Origin of the sequence: Pseudophaeobacter sp. 1A16562 (genome assembly GCF_041008785.1) — a bacterium.
Taxonomy (GTDB): Bacteria; Pseudomonadota; Alphaproteobacteria; order Rhodobacterales; family Rhodobacteraceae; genus Phycobacter; species Phycobacter gallaeciensis_A.
In genome coordinates, this window is sequence record NZ_JAXGFT010000010.1 from 69,543 (window position 1) to 92,171 (window position 22,629).

The following is a 22,629-nucleotide window of genomic DNA, read 5'->3' on the forward strand; positions in this document are numbered from 1 at the left end:
AGTGGGTTACGTTTTGGCGAGCTGGGAAGGAAGGGGAAGGAGCACAACCTGAACCTTGCCCTGAAATGCGAAACGCCGCAGGGCTCTGCGGCGTTTACGGTCTTCTATTCTGTTCAGCGACCGAGAGGTCCCTGTGACTTTTAGCTGTCGGAGCTGGGGGCCGAGCCTGCCGGTGCGGTAGCAGGGCGCGCCGGAGCGGCGGCAGCCGGAGCGGCTTTCTTGCCGCCGGGATTCAGCGGATCGTCCTGACGCTGCACGGAGCCTTCGAAATGGGCGCCGCTCTCGATGGCGATGGTCTTGTGGATGATATCGCCTTCGACACGGGCGGTGGAGGTCAGGCGGACCTTCAGGCCGCGCACGCGACCCACGATACGGCCATTGATCACCACGTCATCAGCCGTGACTTCACCCTTGATCGTCGCGGTTTCGCCGATGGTCAGCAGATGCGCGCGAATGTCGCCTTCGACGGTGCCTTCAACCTGGATGTCGCCGGTGGTTTTCAGGTTCCCGGTGATATGCAGATCGGAGCTGAGCACGGATGCCGGCGGTTTTGCCTTGGGCGGCGTGGCCTTGTAATCGCTCGCGGGCGCAGAGGGCGGGGCGCTCGGCGTTGCAGCCGCCGGAGTTGCTTCGGCCTGCTTCGGCCCGGGCTCATTGATTTTGCTCTTAGAAAACATTTCTCGCAGCCTTGATGTAGATCATAGGGTTTACGGGTTTTCCGTTGACCCGAACCTCGTAATGAAGGTGGGTCCCGGTGGACCGTCCGGTGTTACCCATATCAGCAATGTGATCCCCGCGCGAGACCCTTTGACCGACCTTCACGCGGAGTTTTGAGTTATGGGCATATTTCGTCTCAATACCAAAGGCATGGCGGATCGTGACCAGCCTGCCATAGCCGGATTGCCAGCCCGCATGGGTCACAACGCCATCAGCAGTGGCGTAGATATCTGTGCCGGTGCGGCCGGCGAAATCCGATCCTTTGTGGAGCCGGCGGCCGCCGGTCTTAGGGTCGCGGCGATAGCCAAAGCCCGAGCTTTGCCGCACGAGGCCAAGGTTCACCGGCGTGGCAAAAGGCGCCTGCTGCGCGGCCATGCGATAAAGGTTCAGCTGGTCCAACTCATTGAGAATGCTGTTGGCCCGACGCTCTTCCGCAGTGGGTTCTTCACCGCGGGTCGATAGGGCTAAAGGGGTGAGGGGACCACCCCCCTGTCCATTATAGCCGCGGCGCACCTGCTCCAGGATCCGATCCGGCGGCATACCGGCGCTGCGGAACATCTTGTCCAGCGGCGCTACGGAAACGGTAACCGCCTCTTCCAACTGCCGGAAGATCTGGTTGTTGCGCTCGTCCATCAGCTTGATTTCCATCTCAAGCGAATCCCGCTGCTCGAGCGCCGATTGTGCGTCTGCCATGACCTGATCCCGCTCGGCGGCGGTCTCTGCCAGCGCGTCGGCGAGGAACTCCATCTGCACCGGGGCAACAGCGGCCATCATCTGGACGGGGCTGTCTTCCTCGGTTTCCTTGCGCAATTCGGCAAGAGCATCGCGCGCCTTGTCCCGCTGGGTCATGGTGTCGCGCAGCGTGGCCTGAATGACTTCGATGCCGGTTTCAAGCTCCCGGCGCCGAGTTTCGGAGGCGAGCAATTCGGACTGCATGTCGGAAATCTGCGCCAGAGCCGCGTTGAACCGCTGCTGCGCTGCCAGCGCCTCTTCGGCGCGGTTGTCCCGCTCCAGCGACAGGGCGTTGAGCCGGGCACGGTAGTTCATCTGATCACGTTTGGCTTGCTCGCGGAAGTTTCCGGCGCCGATCCCGTCCATCAGCACAATGGCTGTTGCCATGATCGACCAGGCGACAAACAGAACGATACCGGCAACGGCAATAAGCTGTGTTTCCGGCCTGAGCCGAATGAATCTGGTGTCGTCATCCGATTTGAGGAAAACGCGCCGTTCGGGGAAGCGCCGTTCGAGAAACGCGTGAATTTTAATAGTCAGACGTGTGCGCACGCGCTGATCCTTGTCCCATCCCAATTGCATGGCGCAGGGCCACTCACATCCCTGTGAGCCCAGGCGCCATGGCCCATTTGAATAGCCAGCCGGGCTTCATTGGGCAAGTCTGTTGACCAATCAGTAAGGAATTTGTGCCTGCAAGGCAGGATATTGGCGGAAATTTGCCGGGTAGCGGCAGGGCGCCGGCGGTCACGCGCCGCCCTGCCGCTTTGTCAGCCTGCGGGCTGTGCGCCGGTGTCGGTCAGCGGCCAGTAGAAATCCGGCGGCAGTCCGGCCTCGGCGCGTTTTTCCTCGTTGAAGGGCGGTTTCAGCGTGCTGTGGAAATAGGTTCGGACCAGATCGTGAAAGACATCCTTGGGATCGAGGTTCTCGCGCCCGCAAAGGAAATGGAACCATTTGGAGCCATAGGCGACATGGCCAACTTCTTCCTTGTAGATCACCTCCAAGGCCTCCACTGCCTGGGTCAGCTTTGCCTGGCGGAAAATCTTGATCATGCCGGGGGTGACATCAAGACCCCGGGCCTCCAGCACCATCGGCACCACAGCAAGACGGCCCATCAGGTCCTCGGCGGTGTCTTCGGCAGCACGCCACATGCCAGCATGGGCCGGAAGGGCGCCGTAGTGGCTGCCAAGGCCTTCAAGGCAATCGCACATCAGGTTGAAATGCTTGGATTCTTCATCCGCCGCCTTGACCCAGTCGTCAAAGAAACCAATGGGCATCGGCACATGGGAAAACCGCGCGATGATATCCCAATGCAGATCGACCGCGTTGAGTTCGATATGGGCCACCGCATGGAGCAGCGCGATACGGCCCGCCTCGGAGCCGGGTTTGCGTTTTGGCACGTCGCGGGGATCAAGGAGTTCCGGCTTTTCGGGCCGGGCCGGGCGCAGTGGCGGGCTGGCGGTGCCGACCGGGATCTCGGGTGCCTCACCGCGACGATAGGCGAACCAGCGGGCCGCGTGCTGGCGGGAAAGGGCGGTTTTCTGGCGGCCGTCGGCAGTGGTCAGAACTTCTGTCGCCATTTCGGCGAGGGAAAGTTCGGCCTCAGAACTGGGGGTGTCGGTCATCTCGCCTCCGTCGGGTTTCGTGCTGCGCCGCGTTCCTGCCCTGTGGCGCGCGCCATGGCAACGGATTTGTCTGTGACGAAGGCCGGGACCTCCCGCCCGTCGTTGGTCACTTGCGAAGTGACCGGCTCCCGTTGGGCCCGGCGCCGCGCGCGGCGCCGGGTGGATCATTCTACAGGCTTCAAAGTGCCTTTGCGGCCTCCAGAACCTCCTCAACATGTCCGTCCACCTTGACCTTGCGCCAGACCCGCGCGATCCGGCCCTCGGCGTCGATCAAAAAGGTGGAGCGTTCGATGCCCCAGTGTTTCTTGCCGTACATGTTCTTTTCCTTCCACACACCGTAATCCTCGCAGGTGGTGCCTTCGGCATCGGAGAGGAGCGGCGTGGTCAGCTCATGTTTGGCAACAAATTTGTCGTGTTTGGCGACGGTGTCCTTGGAAATCCCATAAACCTCGACCCCGGCATCGGCAAAAGCCTGCAAAGCGCCTGAAAATCCAATGGATTCCTTGGTGCAGCCCGGGGTATCATCTCGCGGATAGAAAAACAGGACGACGGCTCTTCCCTTGAGGTCGGCAAGCGAGATTTCACCGCCGCCGTCACGGGGCAGGGTGAACATCGGGGCGAGATCGGATGGTTCGAGCATATGGGGTCTCCGCTTGGTTTTGCATCATTGGGTGCCATAAATAGGCTATGGCGAGCAAAGGAAAAGCACAGATCGCGAGGTCAGCGGATCAGCCGGAGGAAGTCGCGGCACCCGAGGCTGGCGAACAGGCGGTGTCCGGGCAGGAGGCTGTACGGGCCGAGCAGGTCGCTGGTCCCGCTGATGCGGAGGCCGCGGAAGGGCTTGCGGCGCGCCCCAAAGACCGGCGGCGCTGGCAGCGGCTGAAAACCGTGGTGCGCGTTGTGGCCGTGCTATGCTTTCTTGGGGCTGGCGCGGTTTATTTCGGGATCGGCACCCGCATCGATGCGCCGCAATGGCTGCGCCAGAAGGTCGAAACGCGCCTGGAACAAAGCCTTGGTGGTCTTCAGATCGAGTTTGGGGAAATCCATCTGGTGGTGAACAAGGGCTGGCGCCCACGGCTCGGGCTGCGCGATGTATCTCTGGCGCAGGCGGATGGAACGCCGGTGGCCCGGCTGGCGGATGCGCAGGTGTCGCTGGCGATGCGACCCTTGCTGAGTGGGAAGCTTCAGCCCCGCAAGATCTGGCTCAGCGGGCTTTTTGCCTCTTTGCGGCGCGGCGCGGATGGCAAGTTCGAACTCAGCCTTTCCGAGGCGGGATCGCCGTTCCGCGAAGCATCCGACCTGCCGCAATTGATCGAACACTGGGATACTCAATTTGAACGCCCGGTCCTTGCGGCGCTGTCCGAGGTTGAGACCGAAGGTTTGACGCTGCGCTATGAAGACGGCCGACTGAACCGGGTCTGGACACTGGACGGCGGCACCGTGCGGCTGGCGCGTGAGGGCAGATCACTGGCCTTGTCTGGCGGCTTTTCGGTGCTGAGCGGGCGGCAGTATGTCGGCACCATTGAGGCCAACTACAAATCCGACATCGGCGATGCCTCAGCCGAATTCGGATTCCTGATCGAAGAGATCGCGAGCGAGGATATCGCGGTTCAGGCGCCGGCGCTTGGCTGGCTTCAGGCGCTGCGGGCACCGATTTCCGGCTCGCTCCGCGGTGGCCTGGGCAGCGAAGGCGAGCTGCTGACCCTTTCCGCGGGCTTGCAAATCGGGCGTGGCGTGATCCAGCCGTCGGAAGAAACCCGCCCCGTGCCGATCCAAAGCGCGCATAGCTATTTCACCTACTACCCTGATCAGCAGGCCCTGCAGTTCGATGAGCTGAAAGTCGAAAGCGGCTGGGTCTCAGGTACGATGGAGGGGCGCGCCCATCTGAGCGGGATCGAGAACGGGCGGCTCACGGAACTGGTCGGGCAGTTGCAGTTTTCCGACCTCAGCCTCAACCCGCGCGACCTGTACGATCAGCCGCTGGAACTGGCGGGCGTTGGGGTGGATTTTCGGTTGGAGCCGGAACCCTTCAGCCTGACCCTGGGCGAGGTTTTGATCCAGGACGGGGATTCGAACATCCTGCTCGACGGCAAGGTCTCCGCCGAAGAAGCAGGATGGACCTATGCGTTGAACGGTCATGTGGATCAGATGTCGGTGGATCGGATCAAGGAACTGTGGCCAGCAGCGGCGCCGCCGAAACCGCGCGAATGGGTGCGGGATAACCTTTATCAAGGCACTGCCCGCGATGCCTATGTGGCGTTGCGTGGCGCCGGGCTGGAAAAGCCGTTTCTGCATCTGGATACCACCTTTTCCGGGGTCGATGCGCGCTTTCAGAAACATCTGCCGCCGGTGCGGGGCGCTGATGGCCATTTCAGCATCCACGGCACGCGTCTGGTGGTGATCGCCAGCCGGGGCACGGTGACCGCCGATGACGGTGGCGCTGTGGATGTGACGGGCACGTCTTTCATCATTCCCGACACTTCGATCAAAGGCGGCGCGCCGGGGATCGTCCGGGTCAAGGCCTCGGGTGCGGTAACGGCGGGCCTGTCGCTGCTCGAACGTCCGCCGCTCAATATCATGTCCAAGGCGGGGCTGCCGGTGAAGCTGGCAGAGGGCCAGGTGCAGGTTAGCGGAACCTTGTCGCTGCCCCTGCGCGCGGGCGTGCCGCCAGAAGAGATCCTTTATCACTACACGGGCAGCGTGACCGGCGTCAGTAGCGGGGTTCTGGTGCCGGGACATCCGGTCGCCGCAGAGCGGCTGGAACTGTCGGGGGATCAAAGCCACGTGCAGCTCTCTGGTGCTGCGACCCTGTCGGATGTGCCGCTGACGGCAACATGGCGCCAGCCGGTTGGCCCCGGTACCGATCCGACCAGCTATGTCACCGGTAAGGTGGCGCTTTCGAACGCGGTGGTGGAGAGGTTCAATATCGGCTTGCCAACGGGGTCCGTCTTTGGAACCGGTCAGGGCGAATTCGTGCTGCGCCTTGCGCCCGGGGTGCCACCCGAGTTGAACCTGCGCTCGGCGCTCGAAGGGATCGGTCTGCGTATTCCGGCGCTGAGCTGGCGCAAGCCGGAGTCGGATACGGGCCTTCTGGATCTCGTGGTGACGCTGCGGGCGCAGCCTTCGGTGGACCGGCTGCGGGTCGAGGCTGCGGGGTTGAAGGCCGAGGGCACCGTGACCACGCGGGAAGATGGCGGGCTGGACCGAGCGGCCTTTAGCGCGGTGTCGCTGGATGGCTGGCTGCGCGGACCGGTGACATTTGTCGGGCGCGGGGTGGCGGCACCGGAAATCCGTATTGGCGGCGGCGTGATCGATATGCGCCGGGTGCCTTTTACCAGTTCCAGCGGCAGCAGTGGCTCCGGGTCGGGCGGCACCGGACCGATCCTCTTGAGCCTTGATCGGCTGCAGGTGACTGACAGTATCGCCCTCAATGGCTTTCAGGGGCGGTTTTCCACGGCGGGCGGCTTCAATGGCAAGTTCACCGCGCGGCTGAATGGTCAGACCCCGCTGAGCGGTATTGTGGTCCCGGACAAGGGCGGCACGGCGACGCGGATCAAGTCCGAGGATGCCGGCGGGATCTTCCGCTCGGCCGGGGTGCTGCGGCACGGTCAGGGCGGCAGTTTTGACATGACGCTGGTGCCTGCAGCCACGCCGGGTGAATACGATGGCCGCATGACCGTGCGCAACACGCGGGTGAAGGACGCGCCCTCCATGGCAGCGCTGGTCAACGCGATCAGCCTGGTGGGTCTGGTCAATGAACTCGCCGGGCAGGGAATTCAGTTTTCGGAAGTCGAAGCAAAGTTCCGCCTTGGCGCCACCCATCTGATCGTTCACGAAAGCAGTGCAGTGGGTCCGTCGATCGGTCTGTCGATGGACGGGAATTACAATCTCGAGACCACGGCACTGGATATGCGGGGGGTAATTTCTCCGATCTATGTGCTGAACGCCATCGGCAGCGTCCTGACCCGCAAGGGCGAAGGGTTGATCGGCTTTTCCTACCGGCTGCGGGGCACGGCGGATGATCCCAAGGTGCAAGTCAATCCTTTGTCCGGCCTGGCGCCGGGCATCTTCCGCGAGCTGTTCCGGGGCCGGGCGCCGGAGGTGCCGGGGCAGACCCCCGCCGCGCCGCCGCCCACCAGCGGGCCATTGGCGCCCGAAGAGGTGCCAGCCGCCCCGACCGCTCCTCAGGCCGGCGAACGCTGAGTACACAGGCAATCTGGCGCAGATTGCCATAGCCAAGGCATCACAAAGCTCCTATATGCCGCCGCATGAAACTTAGCGATTTTGACTTTGATCTCCCCGAGAATCTGATTGCAACCCGCCCTGCCTCTCCGCGCAGCGCGGCCCGTCTTCTGGTGGCCGAAGGGGAACGGATTACCGATGCGCGGGTTTCAGACCTGCCGGAGTGGTTCCAGCCCGGCGATCGTCTGGTATTGAACGACACCAAGGTTATTCCAGCGCGCCTGTCGGGGCAGCGCCATCGCAGCAGTGCGCAAGGCGATACCTCCGCCCGCATCGAAGTCACCTTGCTGGAGCCGGGCGCAGACGGTACCTGGAATGCCCTGCTGAAACCCCTGAAAAAGGTAAAACCGGGCGAGACGATCCGTTTTGCCGATGGTTTCAGCGCCGTGCTGGAGGGGGTTGCCGACGGGCAGGGCGCCCTGCGGTTCAATCTGGAAGGCGACGAATTCGAGGCGGCCCTGGCCGAGGCAGGCGCCATGCCGCTGCCACCCTATATTGCTGCCAAACGCCCGGCGGATGCGCAGGACAAGACCGATTACCAGACGGTCTGGGCGCGCCACACCGGCGCCGTAGCGGCGCCGACCGCCTCGCTGCACTTTGATGCACCGCTGCTGCAGGCGCTTAAGGATCGCGGGATCGCGTTCAGCTATGTCACCCTGCACGTGGGCGCAGGCACCTTCTTGCCAGTCAAGGTCGAGGATGTGACCACCCACAAGATGCACGCCGAATGGGGGCGGGTCAGCCCCGAAGCTGCCGCCGAGATCGCGGCGACTAAGGCTGCAGGCGGGCGTATCATCCCGGTGGGCACCACAGCGCTGCGTCTGATCGAAAGCGCCGCACGCAGCGGTGCGATCGCGCCATGGGAAGGGGAGACCGATATTTTCATCTACCCGGGCTTTACCTTCCATGTTGCCGATGCGCTGATGACGAATTTCCACCTGCCGCGCTCCACCCTGATGATGTTGGTTTCTGCGCTGATGGGGCAGGAGACCGTGCGGCAGATCTATACCCACGCGGTCGACAGCGGTTACCGGTTCTTCTCCTATGGCGATGCGTCGCTTCTGATACCCTCTGGCGCGGGATCGCGGCAGAGCTGAGCCCCGCCAGATCGCCAGCGCCAGACCTTCAGAAAATGCAGAGAATTCCGCTGTAAACGTGACGGCGGGATGAAATCGTCTCTGCGATCTGCGATAGTTCTTTCCACACACCGCATCCGCAGATAAGGGCGGAAGATGCGAAATGAAACACCGCCTGCCGGATCCAAAACCGGGGGCAGGCGGCGGATGCAAAAGGATACGGGCAATGCTGCAGGTACTCTCAAGCGCATGGGCGCTGCTTCTGGGGATGGGAATGCTGATGATCGGGAACGGTCTTCAGGGCACCATTCTTGGGGTGCGCGGCGACCTTGAAGGGTTCTCGACGTTGCAGATGTCCTTTGTCATGTCCGCCTATTTCGTCGGCTTTCTGGGCGGCTCGCGGATGGCGCCGGAGATGATCCGGCGGGTCGGCCATGTCCGCGTCTTTGCGGCGCTGGCCTCGCTGATTTCTGCCGTGATGATTCTTTATCCCGCGATCACCAACCCCTTTGCCTGGATGGCCGGGCGGGTGCTGATCGGGTTTTGCTTTTCCGGCGTGTATGTCACCGCTGAAAGCTGGCTGAACAATGCGGCAGACAATGCCAACCGCGGCAAGGCGCTGTCGCTTTACATGCTGGTGCAGATGCTGGGCATCGTCTCGGCGCAGGCGCTGATGCTGCTTGGTAACCCGTCGGGCTATGAGACCTTTGTGATCGCCTCGGTTGTGATTTCGGTGTCCTTCGCGCCAATTTTGCTGTCGATTTCGCCTACGCCTGCCTTTGACACCACGAAACCGATGACCCTGCGCCAGCTGATGGATGCATCGCCTCTGGGCTGCGTGGGTATGTTCCTGCTGGGCGGCGTCTTCTCGGCCCAGTTCGGGATGAGCGCAGTCTACGCGGCTTCGGCCGGGCTGACCTTGCCGCAGATTTCGCTGTTCGTCGCGACCTTCTATGTCGGCGCGCTGGTGCTGCAATATCCGCTGGGATGGATTTCCGACCGCATGGACCGGCGCGTGGTGATCCTGTTCGCGGCGGCCTTCAGTGGCGCGGCGGCGGTTCTGGGTATGGCGATGGGCGCGAATTTCTGGATGCTGCTGCTGGCGGCCTTTTTTATCGGCGGGATGACCAACCCGCTTTACTCGCTGCTGATCGCCCATACCAACGACTATCTGGATTACGACGATATGGCGGCGGCCTCGGGCGGTCTGGTCTTCATCAACGGCCTTGGCGCCATTACCGGGCCACTGATCACCGGTTGGCTGATGGGCGAAAGCGTCTTTGGCCCTCCGGGATTCTTCCTGATCATGGCGGTGCTGACCTTTGCGCTGGCGGCATACGCGCTTTATCGGACGACGCAGCGTGCCTCGATCGCAGCCGAGGATTCGGGCACCTTCGCGCCGATGGCGCCGACAGGCTCGCCCGTGGCGGTCGAATTTGCACAGGAATACGTCATCGAAACCGAGATGGAAGAGCAGGAAGCCGCGCATGAGGCCGGGTGATTGCGCTAACCTGCAGGAAACGTGAGCAATATTTCACCAATTGCCGCTCCTGTTGCAATTTGTGACGGTTCTATGACTTGCCATGAGGGGGTAAAATCCTCTGAACTTGGGGGTAGGCAACACATGTGGAGTAAATGGGATGGTTGGCCCCGAAGAAATCCTTGAATTCTGGCTCGACGAGGTCGGAGAAAAGGGCTGGTATGTGCAGGATGATGATCTGGACGCGACCATCCGCAAACGGTTCGGAAAGGCCTGGGAGGAGGCTTGCGAGGGCAAGTTCTCGCTTTGGCTGACCTATCCCAGCGGAACCCTTGCCTATATCATCCTGATGGACCAGTTCCCGCGCAACATGTTCCGCGGCGAAGGTCAGGCCTTTGCCTCGGATGAGATTGCGCTGGCCGTGGCCAAGAACGCGCTGAACAAGAAATGGGATCTGAAGATCGATGAGTCGGCGCGGCAGTTCTTTTATCTGCCGCTGATGCATTCGGAAAACCTGTGCGATCAGGAGCGCTGTGTGCGCCTGCTGAAGGAACGGATGCCGGAATATGGTGCTGCCAATCTGCTGCACGCGCGCGCCCATCGCGACGTGATCCGCAAATTCGGCCGCTTCCCTTATCGCAACGAGGCGCTATTGCGCCATAGCACCGAGCCGGAGCGCGACTATGTCGAAGCCGGCGGTTATGGCGCCACGATCCGAACCTTCCAGCAAGCCAGCTGAACCGAGGGGAGCGACTATCCGGGTGCATCCCTGACACTGACATTCTAAAGGCGCTGTCTGGCCGGTCGGACAGCGCCTTTTCTGTGCCGGGCTTTCGGCGCCAGACAATCCGTTTCCCATCCCTCTATGCGGCCAGCCGTGATCACATCTTCTTGAAACGGTCGTCGCGGGATGACTGCGCTGGAGCGGGATTTTCTGTGGCCTGTAGCCGGGACTGTGCCTATGGTTGTTCTGGCGCGCAGGTTTCTGCGGTGAATGCCGGTTGGTGTAAATGCCAACCACGTTCCCAAAGGCTTTTCTCACTGCGAGATTGCAGCGTGCAAAAAATTGGTTTAACGGTAAACTAGTTTCAGATCCAGTTTGGCGAGGGATATCATGGCCGCACAAACCTATGACGTGATCGTAATCGGCGCAGGCCCCGGCGGCTATGTGGCTGCCATCCGCGCGGCCCAGCTGGGGCTCAAGACCGCGGTCATCGAGCGTGAGAACCTGGGCGGCATCTGCCTCAACTGGGGCTGCATCCCGACCAAGGCGATGCTGCGTTCCTCCGAAGTGTTCCACCTGATGCACCGGGCCAAGGAATTCGGGCTCAGCGCCGATGGCATCGGCTACGATCTGGACGCGGTGGTGAAACGCTCGCGCGGGGTGGCGAAACAGCTGTCTTCGGGCGTCGCGCATCTGCTGAAGAAAAACAAGGTCACCGTGATCATGGGCGAGGCGACGATCCCCGCCAAGGGTAAGGTCTCGGTGAAGACCGACAAGGGCACCGAGGATCTGGCCGCCAAGAACATCATCCTCGCGACTGGCGCCCGCGCGCGGGAGCTGCCGGGGCTGGAGGCAGACGGTGATCTGGTCTGGACCTACCGCCACGCGCTGACCGCACCGCGGATGCCGAAAAAGCTGCTGGTCATCGGATCGGGCGCCATCGGCATCGAATTTGCCAGCTTCTTCAACACGCTGGGCGCCGACACCACCGTGGTCGAGGTGATGGACCGGGTGCTGCCGGTCGAGGATGCCGAGATTTCCGGCATGGCCAAGAAGGCCTTTGAGAAGCAGGGCATGAAGATCATGGAGAAATCCATGGTCAAGCAGTTGGATCGGGCAAAAGGCAAGGTCACCGCTCATATTGAGGCTGGCGGCAAGGTCCAGAAGATGGAATTCGACACGGTGATCTCGGCCGTTGGCATCGTTGGCAATACCGAAGGGCTGGGTCTGGAGGCGCTTGGCGTCAACGTTGACCGCACCCATGTGGTGACCGATGAATTCTGCCGCACCGGCGTCGAGGGGCTTTATGCCATCGGGGATATCGCCGGGGCGCCCTGGCTGGCGCATAAGGCCAGCCACGAAGGCGTCATGGTGGCAGAGCTGATCGCAGGCAAACACGCCCATCCGGTCAAACCCGAAAGCATTGCAGGCTGCACCTATTGCCATCCACAGGTGGCCAGCGTTGGCTACAGCGAGGCGAAGGCCAAGGAGCTGGGGTACGACATCAAGGTTGGTCGTTTCCCCTTTGTCGGCAATGGCAAGGCCATCGCGCTTGGGGAACCCGAAGGGCTGGTCAAAACCATCTTTGACGCCAAGACGGGTGAACTGCTGGGCGCGCATATGATCGGCGCCGAGGTGACGGAGCTCATTCAGGGCTATGTGGTGGGCCGCCAGCTGGAAACCACCGAGGAAGACCTGATGAACACCGTCTTCCCGCATCCGACGCTGAGCGAGATGATGCATGAAAGCGTCCTGAACGCCTTTGACCGCACCATTCACTTCTAAGCGCTGCGACATGTGACACACGCACCGCCCAAGGCCATTCGCGGCTTTGGGCGGTTTTTTATTGAGCGGCTGGTCGCTGCAATTGTTTCGAGGTATTGCGGCGAGGCATATTTATCATGACCTATTCAGACGGGATTTCAGCATGACACCGAGCCAGGACACCCGCTGGAGTGTGATCCTTCTGATCTGGGGCGCTGGCCTTGGCGCTGCAGCGCAATATGGCAAGGTCAGCGTGGTCTTCGACCAGATGGCCGGGCTGTTCCCCGATGCGGGCAGTGCCATCGGATTCACGGTCTCGCTGGTTGGGTTCCTCGGGATCGGACTGGGTGTCATTGCGGGCATGGTGGTGGCCTCTTTCGGCTTCCGTCGCACGCTTGTGGCGGCCCTGGCCAGCGGCGCTGCGATGTCCGCCCTGCAAAGCCTAGATCTTCCTTTCTCGCTGTTTCTGGCCACCCGCGTGATCGAAGGCCTGTCGCATCTGGGCGTGGTGGTGGCGGCACCGACCCTGATTGCCCAGATCAGTTCCAATCGGCACCGGGGCGCGGCGCTGACGCTGTGGAGCACGTTTTTCGCGGTAGCCTTTGCGTTCCTTTCGTGGTTTGGCGTTCCGCTGGCACGGATGGCTGGGGTTCAGGCGCTGTTTGCCACCCACGCCGTGATCATGGCAGCGCTGGCTTTGTTGCTGCTGCGGGTGCTGCGCGATGTGCCGGTGCCGCCGCGCCAGCCGCTACCCCGGTTCGCCGATCTACCGCGTCTGCATCTGGAGATTTTCCGCTCTCCCTGGCTGGCGGCACCTGCGGCGGGCTGGCTGTTCTACACCATCTGTTTCGTTGCGATCCTGACCGTCCTGCCGCCCTATCTGGCGCCGCAGGTGCGTGGCTTTGTGATGGGTGCGATGCCGCTGACCAGCATCGCGGTGTCGATGACGCTGGGGGTGTTCCTGCTGCGGCGGATCCATGCCGTGCCACTGATCCAGGCGGGCTTTGCGCTCAGCGCGCTGGCGCTGGTCTGGATGTGGGCCGATCCCGGCGCGCCGCTGGCCTGTCTGGCGCTGGCCGGGGCGCTGGGGCTGGTGCAGGGACCGAGTTTTGCCTCGGTGGCGCAGCTCAATTCCGGGGCGGTCGATCAGGCCAGCTCCAATGGCGCCCTCGCCATGGCCGGTAATCTTGGCAATACCATCGGCACGCCGCTGATGGTCTGGGTGCTGGGGCTGGCGGGCTATAATGGCATGATCGTGACCGGCGTCATTGTGTTCATCTGCGGATGTTTGGTGCATGGCTGGCTGGCGGCACTGCGCAGAAAATCAAATGTTCGCTGAACGTTCTCGATTTTGGGTTGGAGACTCGGAAAGCTTTGCCTATCTGTAGGGCGGGCGACCGGTGCAGGCCGGGGCGCGGATAACGGGGGTTCCATGGCTGAGCTGAAGTCCATCGAGGTGCGCGGCGCGCGCGAACACAACCTGAAAAACATCGACGTGGACATTCCGCGCGACGAATTGGTGGTGATCACCGGCCTTAGCGGCTCGGGCAAGTCGTCGCTCGCCTTTGATACCATCTATGCCGAAGGGCAGCGCCGCTATGTGGAATCGCTCTCGGCCTATGCGCGCCAATTCCTCGACATGATGGAAAAGCCCGATGTGGATCACATCAGCGGCCTATCTCCGGCGATCTCCATCGAGCAGAAGACCACCTCGAAAAACCCGCGGTCTACCGTCGGCACCGTGACCGAAATCTACGACTACCTGCGCCTGTTGTTCGCGCGGGCAGGGACGCCCTACAGCCCCGCGACCGGCTTGCCGATCGAGGCGCAGCAGGTGCAGGATATGGTCGACCGTGTCATGACGCTGGAGGAGGGCACGCGCGGCTACCTGCTGGCGCCCATCGTGCGGGATCGCAAGGGCGAGTACAAAAAGGAATTCCTTGAACTTCGGAAGCAGGGCTTCCAGCGGGTCAAGGTGGACGGCGAATTCTACGAGCTGGACGAACCGCCCACACTGGACAAGAAGTTTCGCCATGACATCGACGTTGTCGTTGATCGGATCGTTGTGCGCGAAGGGCTGGAAACTCGGCTGGCGGACAGCTTGCGCACCGCGCTGGATCTGGCTGATGGGATTGCCATCCTTGAAACCGCTCCGCGTGAAGGCGATCCCGAACGCATCACCTTCTCGGAAAACTTTGCCTGCCCCGTCAGCGGCTTCACCATCCCCGAGATCGAGCCGCGCCTGTTCTCCTTCAACGCGCCCTTTGGGGCCTGTCCGGAATGTGACGGGCTGGGAATGGAGCTGTTCTTTGACGAACGTCTGGTGGTGCCGGATCAGAGCCTCAAGGTTTATGACGGTGCGCTGGCGCCCTGGCGCAAGGGCAAATCTCCCTATTTCCTGCAGACCATTGAGGCGATTGCCAAGCACTATGAGTTCGACAAGAACACGCCGTGGAAGGATTTGCCTGCCCATGTGAAGCAGGTGTTCCTTTATGGCTCGGGCGATGAGGAAATCCCGTTCCGCTATGACGAAGGCGGCCGGGTTTACAACGTGACCCGCGTTTTCGAAGGCGTCATTCCCAATATGGAACGCCGCTATCGCGAGACGGACAGCAATTGGATCCGCGAAGAATTCGAACGCTACCAGAATAATCGCCCTTGTGGCGCCTGCGGCGGTTATCGCCTGCGCGAAGAGGCGCTGGCGGTGCGGATCGCCGATATCCACGTCGGTCAGGTGGTGCAGAAATCCATCCGCGAGGCACTCGCCTGGATCGAGGAGGTGCCGGATCACCTCAGCACCCAGAAACAGGAAATCGCCCGCGCCATCGTCAAGGAAATCCGCGAACGGCTGGGTTTCCTCAACAACGTCGGCCTGGAATATCTAACGCTCAGCAGGAATTCCGGCACGCTCTCGGGCGGCGAGAGCCAGCGGATCCGACTGGCCAGCCAGATTGGTTCAGGCCTGACCGGAGTCCTGTATGTTCTGGATGAGCCGTCCATCGGCCTGCACCAGCGCGACAACGACCGGCTGATCACCACGCTGAAAAACCTGCGCGATCAGGGCAATACGGTGATCGTGGTTGAGCATGACGAGGATATGATCCGTCAGGCCGATTATGTGTTCGATATCGGCCCCGGCGCCGGGGTGCACGGCGGTCAGGTGGTGAGCCACGGCACGCCGCAGCAGATCGCCGCCGATGCGGCTTCTGTCACCGGGCAGTATCTGTCAGGCGTGCGGGAAATCGAAATTCCCGCCAAACGGCGCAAAGGCAACAAGAAAAAAATCAAGGTGGTCAAGGCGACCGGCAACAACCTGAAAGAGGTCACTGCCGAATTCCCGCTTGGCAAATTTGTCTGCGTATCCGGCGTATCCGGGGGCGGTAAATCCACCCTGACGATCGAAACCCTGTTCAAGACCGCCTCGATGCGCCTCAACGGTGCGCGGCAGACCCCGGCGCCTTGTGAAACCATCAAGGGGCTGGAGCATCTCGACAAGGTGATCGACATCGATCAGCGCCCCATCGGGCGCACACCGCGTTCGAACCCGGCGACCTATACCGGCGCCTTCACTCCGATCCGCGACTGGTTCGCGGGCCTGCCCGAGGCCAAGACGCGCGGCTATAAACCGGGGCGCTTCTCTTTCAACGTCAAGGGCGGCCGCTGCGAGGCCTGCCAGGGGGATGGCGTCATCAAGATCGAGATGCACTTCCTGCCGGACGTCTACGTGGAATGCGAGACCTGCAAGGGCAAACGCTATAACCGCGAAACGCTTGAGGTCACCTTCAAGGGCAAAAGCATCGCGGATGTGCTGGATATGACCGTGGAGGAGGCGCAGCAGTTCTTTGCCGCCGTGCCGTCGATCCGGGACAAGATGGACGCGCTGATGCGGGTTGGCCTTGGCTATATCAAGGTGGGCCAGCAAGCGACCACGCTGTCAGGCGGTGAGGCGCAGCGGGTGAAGCTGTCCAAGGAGCTGTCGAAACGCTCCACGGGCCGGACACTTTACATCTTGGACGAACCCACCACCGGTCTGCATTTCGAAGACGTGAAAAAGCTGCTCGAAGTGCTGCACGAGCTGGTGGATCAGGGGAATTCGGTGGTGGTGATCGAACATAACCTTGATGTCATCAAGACCGCCGATCATATCATCGATATCGGTCCCGAAGGCGGTGATGGTGGCGGGGAAATCGTCGCCACCGGAACGCCGGAACAGGTGGCCGCAGAACCGCGCAGCCATACCGGGCGTTATCTGAAACCGATGTTGGAGCAAGCGGGCAGGGTGGCTGCCGAGTGAGGCAGCCTCTCCCTGTGGGCGCGGCTTTGATTATTCCAGGATGTCCGCAACCGCACCGATCAGGTTCAGAACCTTGCGGGTTTCGGGATCAACCCGATAAAGATAGCCGTCGCTGCGGTAATAGGTGTACCTCGGGTCCAGCCTGTACCGCTTGGGGTCGCGCAGAATGATGTATTTCATCAGCCTGTCGCCGACCGCATGCGGACCGCGGTGCTTGCCCACCTGACCCGGCGGGACGCAGGGAACGGATTTCTTGGCCAGCCCCGGCGGGCAGCCCTTTGGCGCGGCGAAACTGGCGGCGGGGAGGCTGAGGCCGAGAATGACAGCAGTGATGATGAAACGCATGACGTTCCTTTCCTGTGCTTTGTGCCAATCGTTGATTGGCGGTCAGCGCAGAGGATAACGCGCCAAGCCGGTGCCTTCCTTGCGAAACCATCTGGGCGCAGTTGTTCAGCCTGATCTTGCCGATTGGCCGGATCAAAGCGGCAGATTGCAGCCAATTCCGGGCGACCAGTCGGCCAAACCCCCAGCCGTCGCTATTTCTTCATCGGGCAGGTGTTGACGCCAAGGATGGAATACAGCGGGCAGGTTCCGAGCAGACCCGTCGCCAGCGGCACCACACCGATCCACATCCACCAGCCATAGCCCATCAGCGCACCCACGATCAGCAGCGCGCCGACGACGATGCGCAGGATCTTGTCCAGACCCCCAACGTTGTTTGCAAACATGGCATGTCCTTTCCTCGTTATGGGCAGAGAATACCCGGCGTCTGGACGGTCGAACATGATGTGGGTCAATGAAAAGGGGCGGCACCATCCGGTCCGCCCCTGTATTTGATCGGCAACTGATCTGTTGCTGTGCCCTAGTCGCGGCTGCGTTTTTCGAACCGGGGCAGCATGGCCGAGAAATCCATGCCCATGCCGTCCTCGTTCTCGACGAATTGCGCATAAAGCGCCTGTGCGAGCTGGCCCATCGGTGTGTCCGCATCGGCGCTGTCTGCGGCTTGTTGTGACAAGCGCAGGTCTTTCAGCATCAACTCGGCCGCGAAACCGGGCTTGTAATCGTTGTCGGCGGGCGATTGCGGGCCGACGCCCGGCGCCGGGCAATAGGCGTTCATGGTCCAGCTGTAGCCCGACGAGGTGGAGACCACATCGAACATTTTCTGCCGGTCCAGACCCAGCTTGTCGGCAAGGGCAAAAGCTTCGCAGGTGGCGATCATGGTGACGCCAAGGATCATGTTGTTGCAGATCTTGGCTGCCTGACCGGCGCCCGCATCGCCGCAATGCACGGCCTTCTGCCCCATGATGTCAAACAGCGGCTTTGCCTTCTCGAAGGCCTCAGCCGAGCCGCCAGCCATGAAGGTCAGCGTACCGCCCGCGGCGCCGCCGATGCCGCCCGAAACCGGCGCATCCACGGGCAACAGGCCTGCCGCGGCGGCTTGTTCTGCCACAGCGCGGGCGGAATCCACGTCCACGGTAGAGCAGTCCACGAAGGCCGCGCCCGCTTTCATCGCCGGGATGATCTCATCCGCAACGCTGCGCAGGATCTGGCCGTTGGGCAGCATGGTGATGACCACGTCGGCGTCCTTGGCGGCTTCGGCCCCGGACGGCGCCATGGTGACGCCCTCGACCTTGACCTCTGCCATGTCAAAGCCGGTGACATCATGGCCTGCAGCGGCCAGGTTGGCCGCCATCGGGCCACCCATATTGCCAAGGCCGATAAATCCGATCTTCATGGGTTACTCCTCCTCAAATGTCAGTGCGTCTGCGCCCAGCGGCATCAGCATCTGGCTGACGGCAACGGCTGGCACGGAGCGGTCCGCGTATTGCCACTTGGGCTGGCGGTCCTTGTCAATGATCTGGGCCCGGATGCCTTCCAGAAAATCGCCTTTCTCCATCGACCGGTAGGTAAAGCGATACTCCAGATCCAGCGCCTTGCGGATGGTCAGGGTCGCGCCCCGCAGCCGGTGCAGGATTTCCACGGTCGCGGCCATGGACAGCGGCGAATTGCGCATCAGCGGCTTTTGGGCGGTGGTGGCGAACTCCGAGTCGTCCTGTTCAAGGACGGTCAGGATGTCATTGAGGGTTTCCCCGGCAAACAGCCGGTCGATATCACCCTGCATGGACTCCAGTGTGCCATCGGGCGCGGCCTCGGCGGCGTTTGCCAGAATATCGGGGTTGCCGTCCTGCTCCAGCGCGGTGATTAGCCCGGGCCATTTCTCCTGCGGGATATAGTGGTCGGCAAAACCGGCGTAGATCGCGTCGGCGGCCTTCATCCGGCCCGCAGTCAGACCGAGGTATTCGCCTAATCGCCCCGGCGCCAGCGCCAGGATCAGCGTGCCGCCCACGTCGGGGATCAGGCCGATGCCAGTCTCGGGCATGGAGATCTGGCTGCTCTCGCAGACGATCCGATGAGTGCCGTGGCAGCCGATGCCGACGCCCCCGCCCATGGTGAAGCCTTGCAGGAAGCTGACCACAGGTTTCGGGTATTCAAAGATCCGCGCATTCAGGCGGTATTCATCGCGCCAGAAGGTGCGCCCATAGCCGTAATCTCCCGCCTTGCCGGTGGCATAAAGCTCGGCAATGTCACCACCGGCGCAAAAGGCCTTTTCGCCGCTTGCGTCGATGACGACGATTTTGACCGCATCATTGGTTGCCCAGTCCTTCAATGCCGCATCAATGGCCATGCACATGTCATAGGACAGGGCGTTCAGGGCCTTTTCGCGGGTCAGGGTGATCCGGCCCGCTGAGCCGGTCACGCGAATGTCGATATCGCTCATCCCAGACCTCAGCGGTTTTCAGACAGCATGTGGCGGGCCACGATCACGCGCATGATCTCATTGGTGCCCTCAAGGATCTGGTGCACCCGCAGATCACGCACCAGTTTCTCGATCCCGTAATCCGCGAGGTAGCCATAGCCCCCATGCAGCTGCAGACACTGATCGACGATCTTCGATCCCGCTTCGGTGACGAATTTCTTGGCCATAGCGCAGAACTTGGTCGCATCCGGTGCGCCCTGGTCCAGCTTCCAGGCCGCCTGACGCAGGAAGGTGCGCGCGGCCTGCAGTTCAATCTCCATATCCGCAAGGCGGAACTGAAGGCCCTGGAACTGGTCGATCGACTGGCCAAAGGCTTTGCGCTCGCTCATGTATTGCAGGGTCATGTTGAGCGCGGTCTGCGCAGCACCGAGCGAGCAAGACGCAATGTTCAGGCGTCCGCCATCAAGGCCCATCATGGCGTATTTGAAGCCCTTGCCTTCTTCGCCGACAAGGTTGTTCGCGGGGATCTTGCAATCGTCGAACTGAACCTGCGCGGTTGGCTGGCTTTTCCAGCCCATCTTGTCCTCAAGCCCACCAAAGGACAGACCTGGCGTGCCGTCCTCGACATAGACGGTAGAGATCCCCTTGGGACCATCCTCGCCGGTGCGCACCATGCAGACATAGGCGTCGGAATATCCGCCGCCCGAGATGAAGGCCTTCGTGCCATTCAGGGTGTAGCCTTCGTTGGTCTTTTCAGCGCGGGTTTTCAGCGCAGCCGCGTCGGAACCCGAACCGGGTTCCGTCAGGCAGTAGGAGAGCACCGTGTTCAGAGTCAGAACGTCGGGCATCACGCGGGCCTTCATTTCGTCGCTGGCAAAGGTGTCCAGCATCTTGGCGCACATGTTGTGGATCGACAGGAAGGCCGCGACCGAGGGGCAGGCCATAGACAGCGCCTCAAACACCAGCGTGGCGTCAAGACGCGTCAGAGCGGATCCGCCGCCTTCTTCGCTGACGTAAAGCCCACCAAAGCCCAACTCACCGACCTTGGGCCACAGATCCTTGGGAATGGTGCCTTCAGCTTCCCACTGGCGGGCAAAGGGGGCGATGTTGTCCTGACCAAAGGCATGAGCCATGTCAAAAATGGCGGTCTGTTCTTCTGTCAAAGCGAAATCCACGTCGTGTCCTCCCTGGCGCGGTGTGAATTGAACGGTTGTTTATTTACTTATCCGCAGGCGCCTCTCAGAGCAAGCTGTGCAATTGCAAAGCCATGCTGCAGGAATGGCGGCGACACACCTTTAAGGCGAATTTTGATTTCGGAAACCAATTCTTAGGAACCGCGGCCATAGAGTGCAGCCACGCCCATGTGCCGGCGAACGGTATCATAGAACTGTCAGAACTTCGGAAGAGATCCATGTCAAAATTCGATTTCCAATTTCAGAAAAACGCGTCGAATCAGTCGGTAACAGCAGGGTTGGCGATGTTCGAAACGCAAAAGAAGGCTGGAATTCAGCAAGGCAGTCAGGCTGGCACGGTAAAAACTGCGCGGAAGTACATTGACGACGCGATGGATCTGGTGGTCTCGCTCGACTACAACGCCGCACGTGCCATGCTTGACGAGGCTCTGTCGATCTATCCCGAAGACATCGTCCTTCTTCGGCTTTCAGGCGATGTTTACCTGCAGCAGGATGATAAGGATAACGCGCTTTTAACCTACATGACTGCAATGGGTGTCAACCCTCTGGACACTCAAGTGTTGAACTCGATCGGAAGCCTGCTGGGGCTCATGGGGAACTCCCACGATGCCAAAGGTTTTTTCCAGGCAGCACATAATACCGATCCGAGTGATGCCTATTCTGGTTATAACTGGGCTCATAACAGTATGAAGGACAGCGACTGGAGTTTCTTTGACCGGCTGCCGCAGATTTTGCGCTTGGGCGATAGGTGTCCCCTGGATGTGCAGCCATTTACGCTTTTGGGTCTGACGGACGATCCGGCGTTGCACAAGGTGCGCGTCAAAGCGCGGTGTAGAGATTTGATGAAAAGGATTAAGGAAAACAAGCGTTTCTCCCGGACCAGCGTTCACGGACGGAAAATCCGGATCGGTTTCTTTTCCGACGACTTCAGGGATCACGCCACAATGCTCCTGATGGGACGGTTCTTTGATCTAATAGATCGTGAGCGCTTTGAGGTTATCATCTATGACTATGGCAGTTCGGGAAATAGTGCCGTGCGACTGCAAGTGGAAGAGAGCGCGGATATCTATCACAACGTGCGCGATATCAGTGATCATGAAATGGCTGAATTGGCGCGCAAGGATGGCGTCGACATCGCAATCGACATGAAAACCTATACGAAGGGCGCAAGGCTGGCTGCATTTGCAGAGCGGGTGGCGCCGGTTCAGGTTGCTTTCCTCGGTTATCCGGGAACCAGCGGCTTGCCGACGATGGACTATTTCATTGGGGATGAAATTACGGTGCCGCCATCGCTGCGTCAGCACTTCAGTGAAAAAATTCTCTATATGCCCAACTGTTATCAGGTGAATGACAACACAAGGGAGCATTCGCCGGATATGCCTACTCGCGCTGAACTGGGGCTTCCGGAAGATGCTTTTGTGTTTTGCAGCCTTAACAACCCGAACAAGGTCACACCGGCCGAGTTCGATGTCTGGACGAAGCTTCTCCACAATGTGCCGGACAGTGTGCTTTGGCTTTTTGCGCCGACCATCACCATTCAGGAGAACCTGCTACGGGAGGCGAAAGCACGCGGGATCGGACCCGAACGGCTGGTGTTCGCGGCAAGGGTTTCCATGGTAGAACACGTGAGCCGGATGGGGCGGGCAGATCTGTTCCTGGATGCGTTCAACTGTAACGCCCATACCACCGCAAGTGAGGCGGTCTGGTCCGGGCTGCCAATCGTGACCAAGGCTGGCAAACAGTTCGCTGCACGTGTCGCAGCCAGCATCGTCACCGCAATAGGGTGCCCGGATCTGGTGACCGAGACAAAAGAGGAGTACTACGAGCTAGCGTACAAACTAGCGACGGATCGTGAGGCTCTGAACGAGATTAAACAGCGTCTCAAGGACAATCTCTGGACCACTCCGCTGTATGACTCGGAGCAGTATGTTCGCGACTTCGAGAACCTGATGGAAAAGGCAATCCTGCGCTATGAGGAAGGATACAAGCCCAAGCACCTGTCCCTGAACTGACAGAGGCCGCTGTGC

The 22,629-nt window shown here is 61.1% G+C and carries 17 protein-coding genes; 8 read left to right on the plus strand and 9 right to left on the minus strand.

Going from position 1 to position 22,629, the window contains the following annotated elements; all coding sequences use genetic code 11:
- Nucleotides 1-140: 140 nt before the first annotated feature.
- The 4 genes from SM764_RS14795 to SM764_RS14810 form a co-directional block, all read right to left on the minus strand.
- Nucleotides 141-677: a bactofilin family protein gene (locus SM764_RS14795; protein WP_274866474.1), complete on the minus strand. Its 537-nt coding sequence runs from the start codon at nucleotides 675-677 to the stop codon at nucleotides 141-143.
- Nucleotides 667-2,001, minus strand: a complete 1,335-nt coding sequence (locus SM764_RS14800) for a M23 family metallopeptidase (protein ID WP_065273469.1) — start codon at nucleotides 1,999-2,001, stop codon at nucleotides 667-669. The genes SM764_RS14795 and SM764_RS14800 overlap by 11 nt, the downstream gene beginning before the upstream one ends.
- Before the next feature lie 215 nt (nucleotides 2,002-2,216).
- Nucleotides 2,217-3,071, minus strand: a complete 855-nt coding sequence (locus tag SM764_RS14805) for a ferritin-like domain-containing protein (RefSeq protein WP_065270388.1) — start codon at nucleotides 3,069-3,071, stop codon at nucleotides 2,217-2,219.
- A 178-nt stretch (nucleotides 3,072-3,249) separates the two neighbouring features.
- Nucleotides 3,250-3,711 (minus strand): peroxiredoxin, encoded by a 462-nt coding sequence (locus tag SM764_RS14810; RefSeq protein WP_274829238.1) that lies wholly within the window; start codon nucleotides 3,709-3,711, stop codon nucleotides 3,250-3,252.
- A gap of 47 nt (nucleotides 3,712-3,758) precedes the next feature.
- On the opposite strand from SM764_RS14810, the gene SM764_RS14815 reads away from it, so the two are divergent.
- The 7 genes from SM764_RS14815 (at nucleotide 3,759) to uvrA (ending at nucleotide 16,651) form a co-directional block, all read left to right on the plus strand.
- Nucleotides 3,759-7,274, plus strand: a complete 3,516-nt coding sequence (locus SM764_RS14815) for a YhdP family protein (protein WP_369002134.1) — start codon at nucleotides 3,759-3,761, stop codon at nucleotides 7,272-7,274.
- 65 nt (nucleotides 7,275-7,339) lie between these two features.
- Nucleotides 7,340-8,410, plus strand: a complete 1,071-nt coding sequence (gene queA, locus SM764_RS14820; protein WP_368946523.1) for a tRNA preQ1(34) S-adenosylmethionine ribosyltransferase-isomerase QueA — start codon at nucleotides 7,340-7,342, stop codon at nucleotides 8,408-8,410.
- A 205-nt stretch (nucleotides 8,411-8,615) separates the two neighbouring features.
- A complete protein-coding gene (locus SM764_RS14825; RefSeq protein ID WP_065270385.1) occupies nucleotides 8,616-9,890 on the plus strand; it encodes an MFS transporter in 1,275 nt (424 codons plus the stop codon).
- A 139-nt stretch (nucleotides 9,891-10,029) separates the two neighbouring features.
- Nucleotides 10,030-10,608: a DUF924 family protein gene (locus SM764_RS14830; RefSeq protein ID WP_369002135.1), complete on the plus strand. Its 579-nt coding sequence runs from the start codon at nucleotides 10,030-10,032 to the stop codon at nucleotides 10,606-10,608.
- 375 nt (nucleotides 10,609-10,983) lie between these two features.
- Nucleotides 10,984-12,378 carry a dihydrolipoyl dehydrogenase gene (gene lpdA / locus SM764_RS14835; protein ID WP_274837128.1) on the plus strand — a complete coding sequence of 465 codons (1,395 nt, stop codon included), beginning with the start codon at nucleotides 10,984-10,986 and terminating at the stop codon, nucleotides 12,376-12,378.
- Between the two features lie 142 nt (nucleotides 12,379-12,520).
- On the plus strand, nucleotides 12,521-13,696 hold the full coding sequence (locus tag SM764_RS14840) for an MFS transporter (RefSeq protein ID WP_369002136.1): 1,176 nt from the start codon (nucleotides 12,521-12,523) through the stop codon (nucleotides 13,694-13,696).
- Nucleotides 13,697-13,789: 93 nt separating this feature from the next.
- A complete protein-coding gene (gene uvrA, locus SM764_RS14845; protein WP_274829247.1) occupies nucleotides 13,790-16,651 on the plus strand; it encodes an excinuclease ABC subunit UvrA in 2,862 nt (953 codons plus the stop codon).
- A 30-nt stretch (nucleotides 16,652-16,681) separates the two neighbouring features.
- Here the strand turns inward: uvrA and SM764_RS14850 are convergent, their stop codons facing one another.
- The 5 genes from SM764_RS14850 to SM764_RS14870 form a co-directional block, all read right to left on the minus strand.
- The gene (locus SM764_RS14850) at nucleotides 16,682-16,996 is read right to left on the minus strand and encodes an excinuclease ABC subunit A (protein WP_369002137.1); all 315 of its coding nucleotides are present in this window, start codon (nucleotides 16,994-16,996) and stop codon (nucleotides 16,682-16,684) included.
- A 191-nt stretch (nucleotides 16,997-17,187) separates the two neighbouring features.
- Entirely contained in the window at nucleotides 17,188-17,379 is a 192-nt protein-coding gene (locus tag SM764_RS14855) for a YgaP family membrane protein (RefSeq protein ID WP_369002138.1), read from the minus strand.
- A 134-nt stretch (nucleotides 17,380-17,513) separates the two neighbouring features.
- Nucleotides 17,514-18,386, minus strand: a complete 873-nt coding sequence (gene mmsB, locus SM764_RS14860; protein WP_274833716.1) for a 3-hydroxyisobutyrate dehydrogenase — start codon at nucleotides 18,384-18,386, stop codon at nucleotides 17,514-17,516.
- Between the two features lie 3 nt (nucleotides 18,387-18,389).
- Nucleotides 18,390-19,430 (minus strand): enoyl-CoA hydratase/isomerase family protein, encoded by a 1,041-nt coding sequence (locus SM764_RS14865; protein ID WP_369002139.1) that lies wholly within the window; start codon nucleotides 19,428-19,430, stop codon nucleotides 18,390-18,392.
- A gap of 8 nt (nucleotides 19,431-19,438) precedes the next feature.
- Nucleotides 19,439-20,584 carry an acyl-CoA dehydrogenase family protein gene (locus tag SM764_RS14870; RefSeq protein WP_274834238.1) on the minus strand — a complete coding sequence of 382 codons (1,146 nt, stop codon included), beginning with the start codon at nucleotides 20,582-20,584 and terminating at the stop codon, nucleotides 19,439-19,441.
- A 236-nt stretch (nucleotides 20,585-20,820) separates the two neighbouring features.
- Between SM764_RS14870 and SM764_RS14875 the strand changes: the two genes are divergently transcribed.
- Nucleotides 20,821-22,614 (plus strand): O-linked N-acetylglucosamine transferase, SPINDLY family protein, encoded by a 1,794-nt coding sequence (locus SM764_RS14875; RefSeq protein ID WP_369002140.1) that lies wholly within the window; start codon nucleotides 20,821-20,823, stop codon nucleotides 22,612-22,614.
- Nucleotides 22,615-22,629 lie beyond the last annotated feature (15 nt).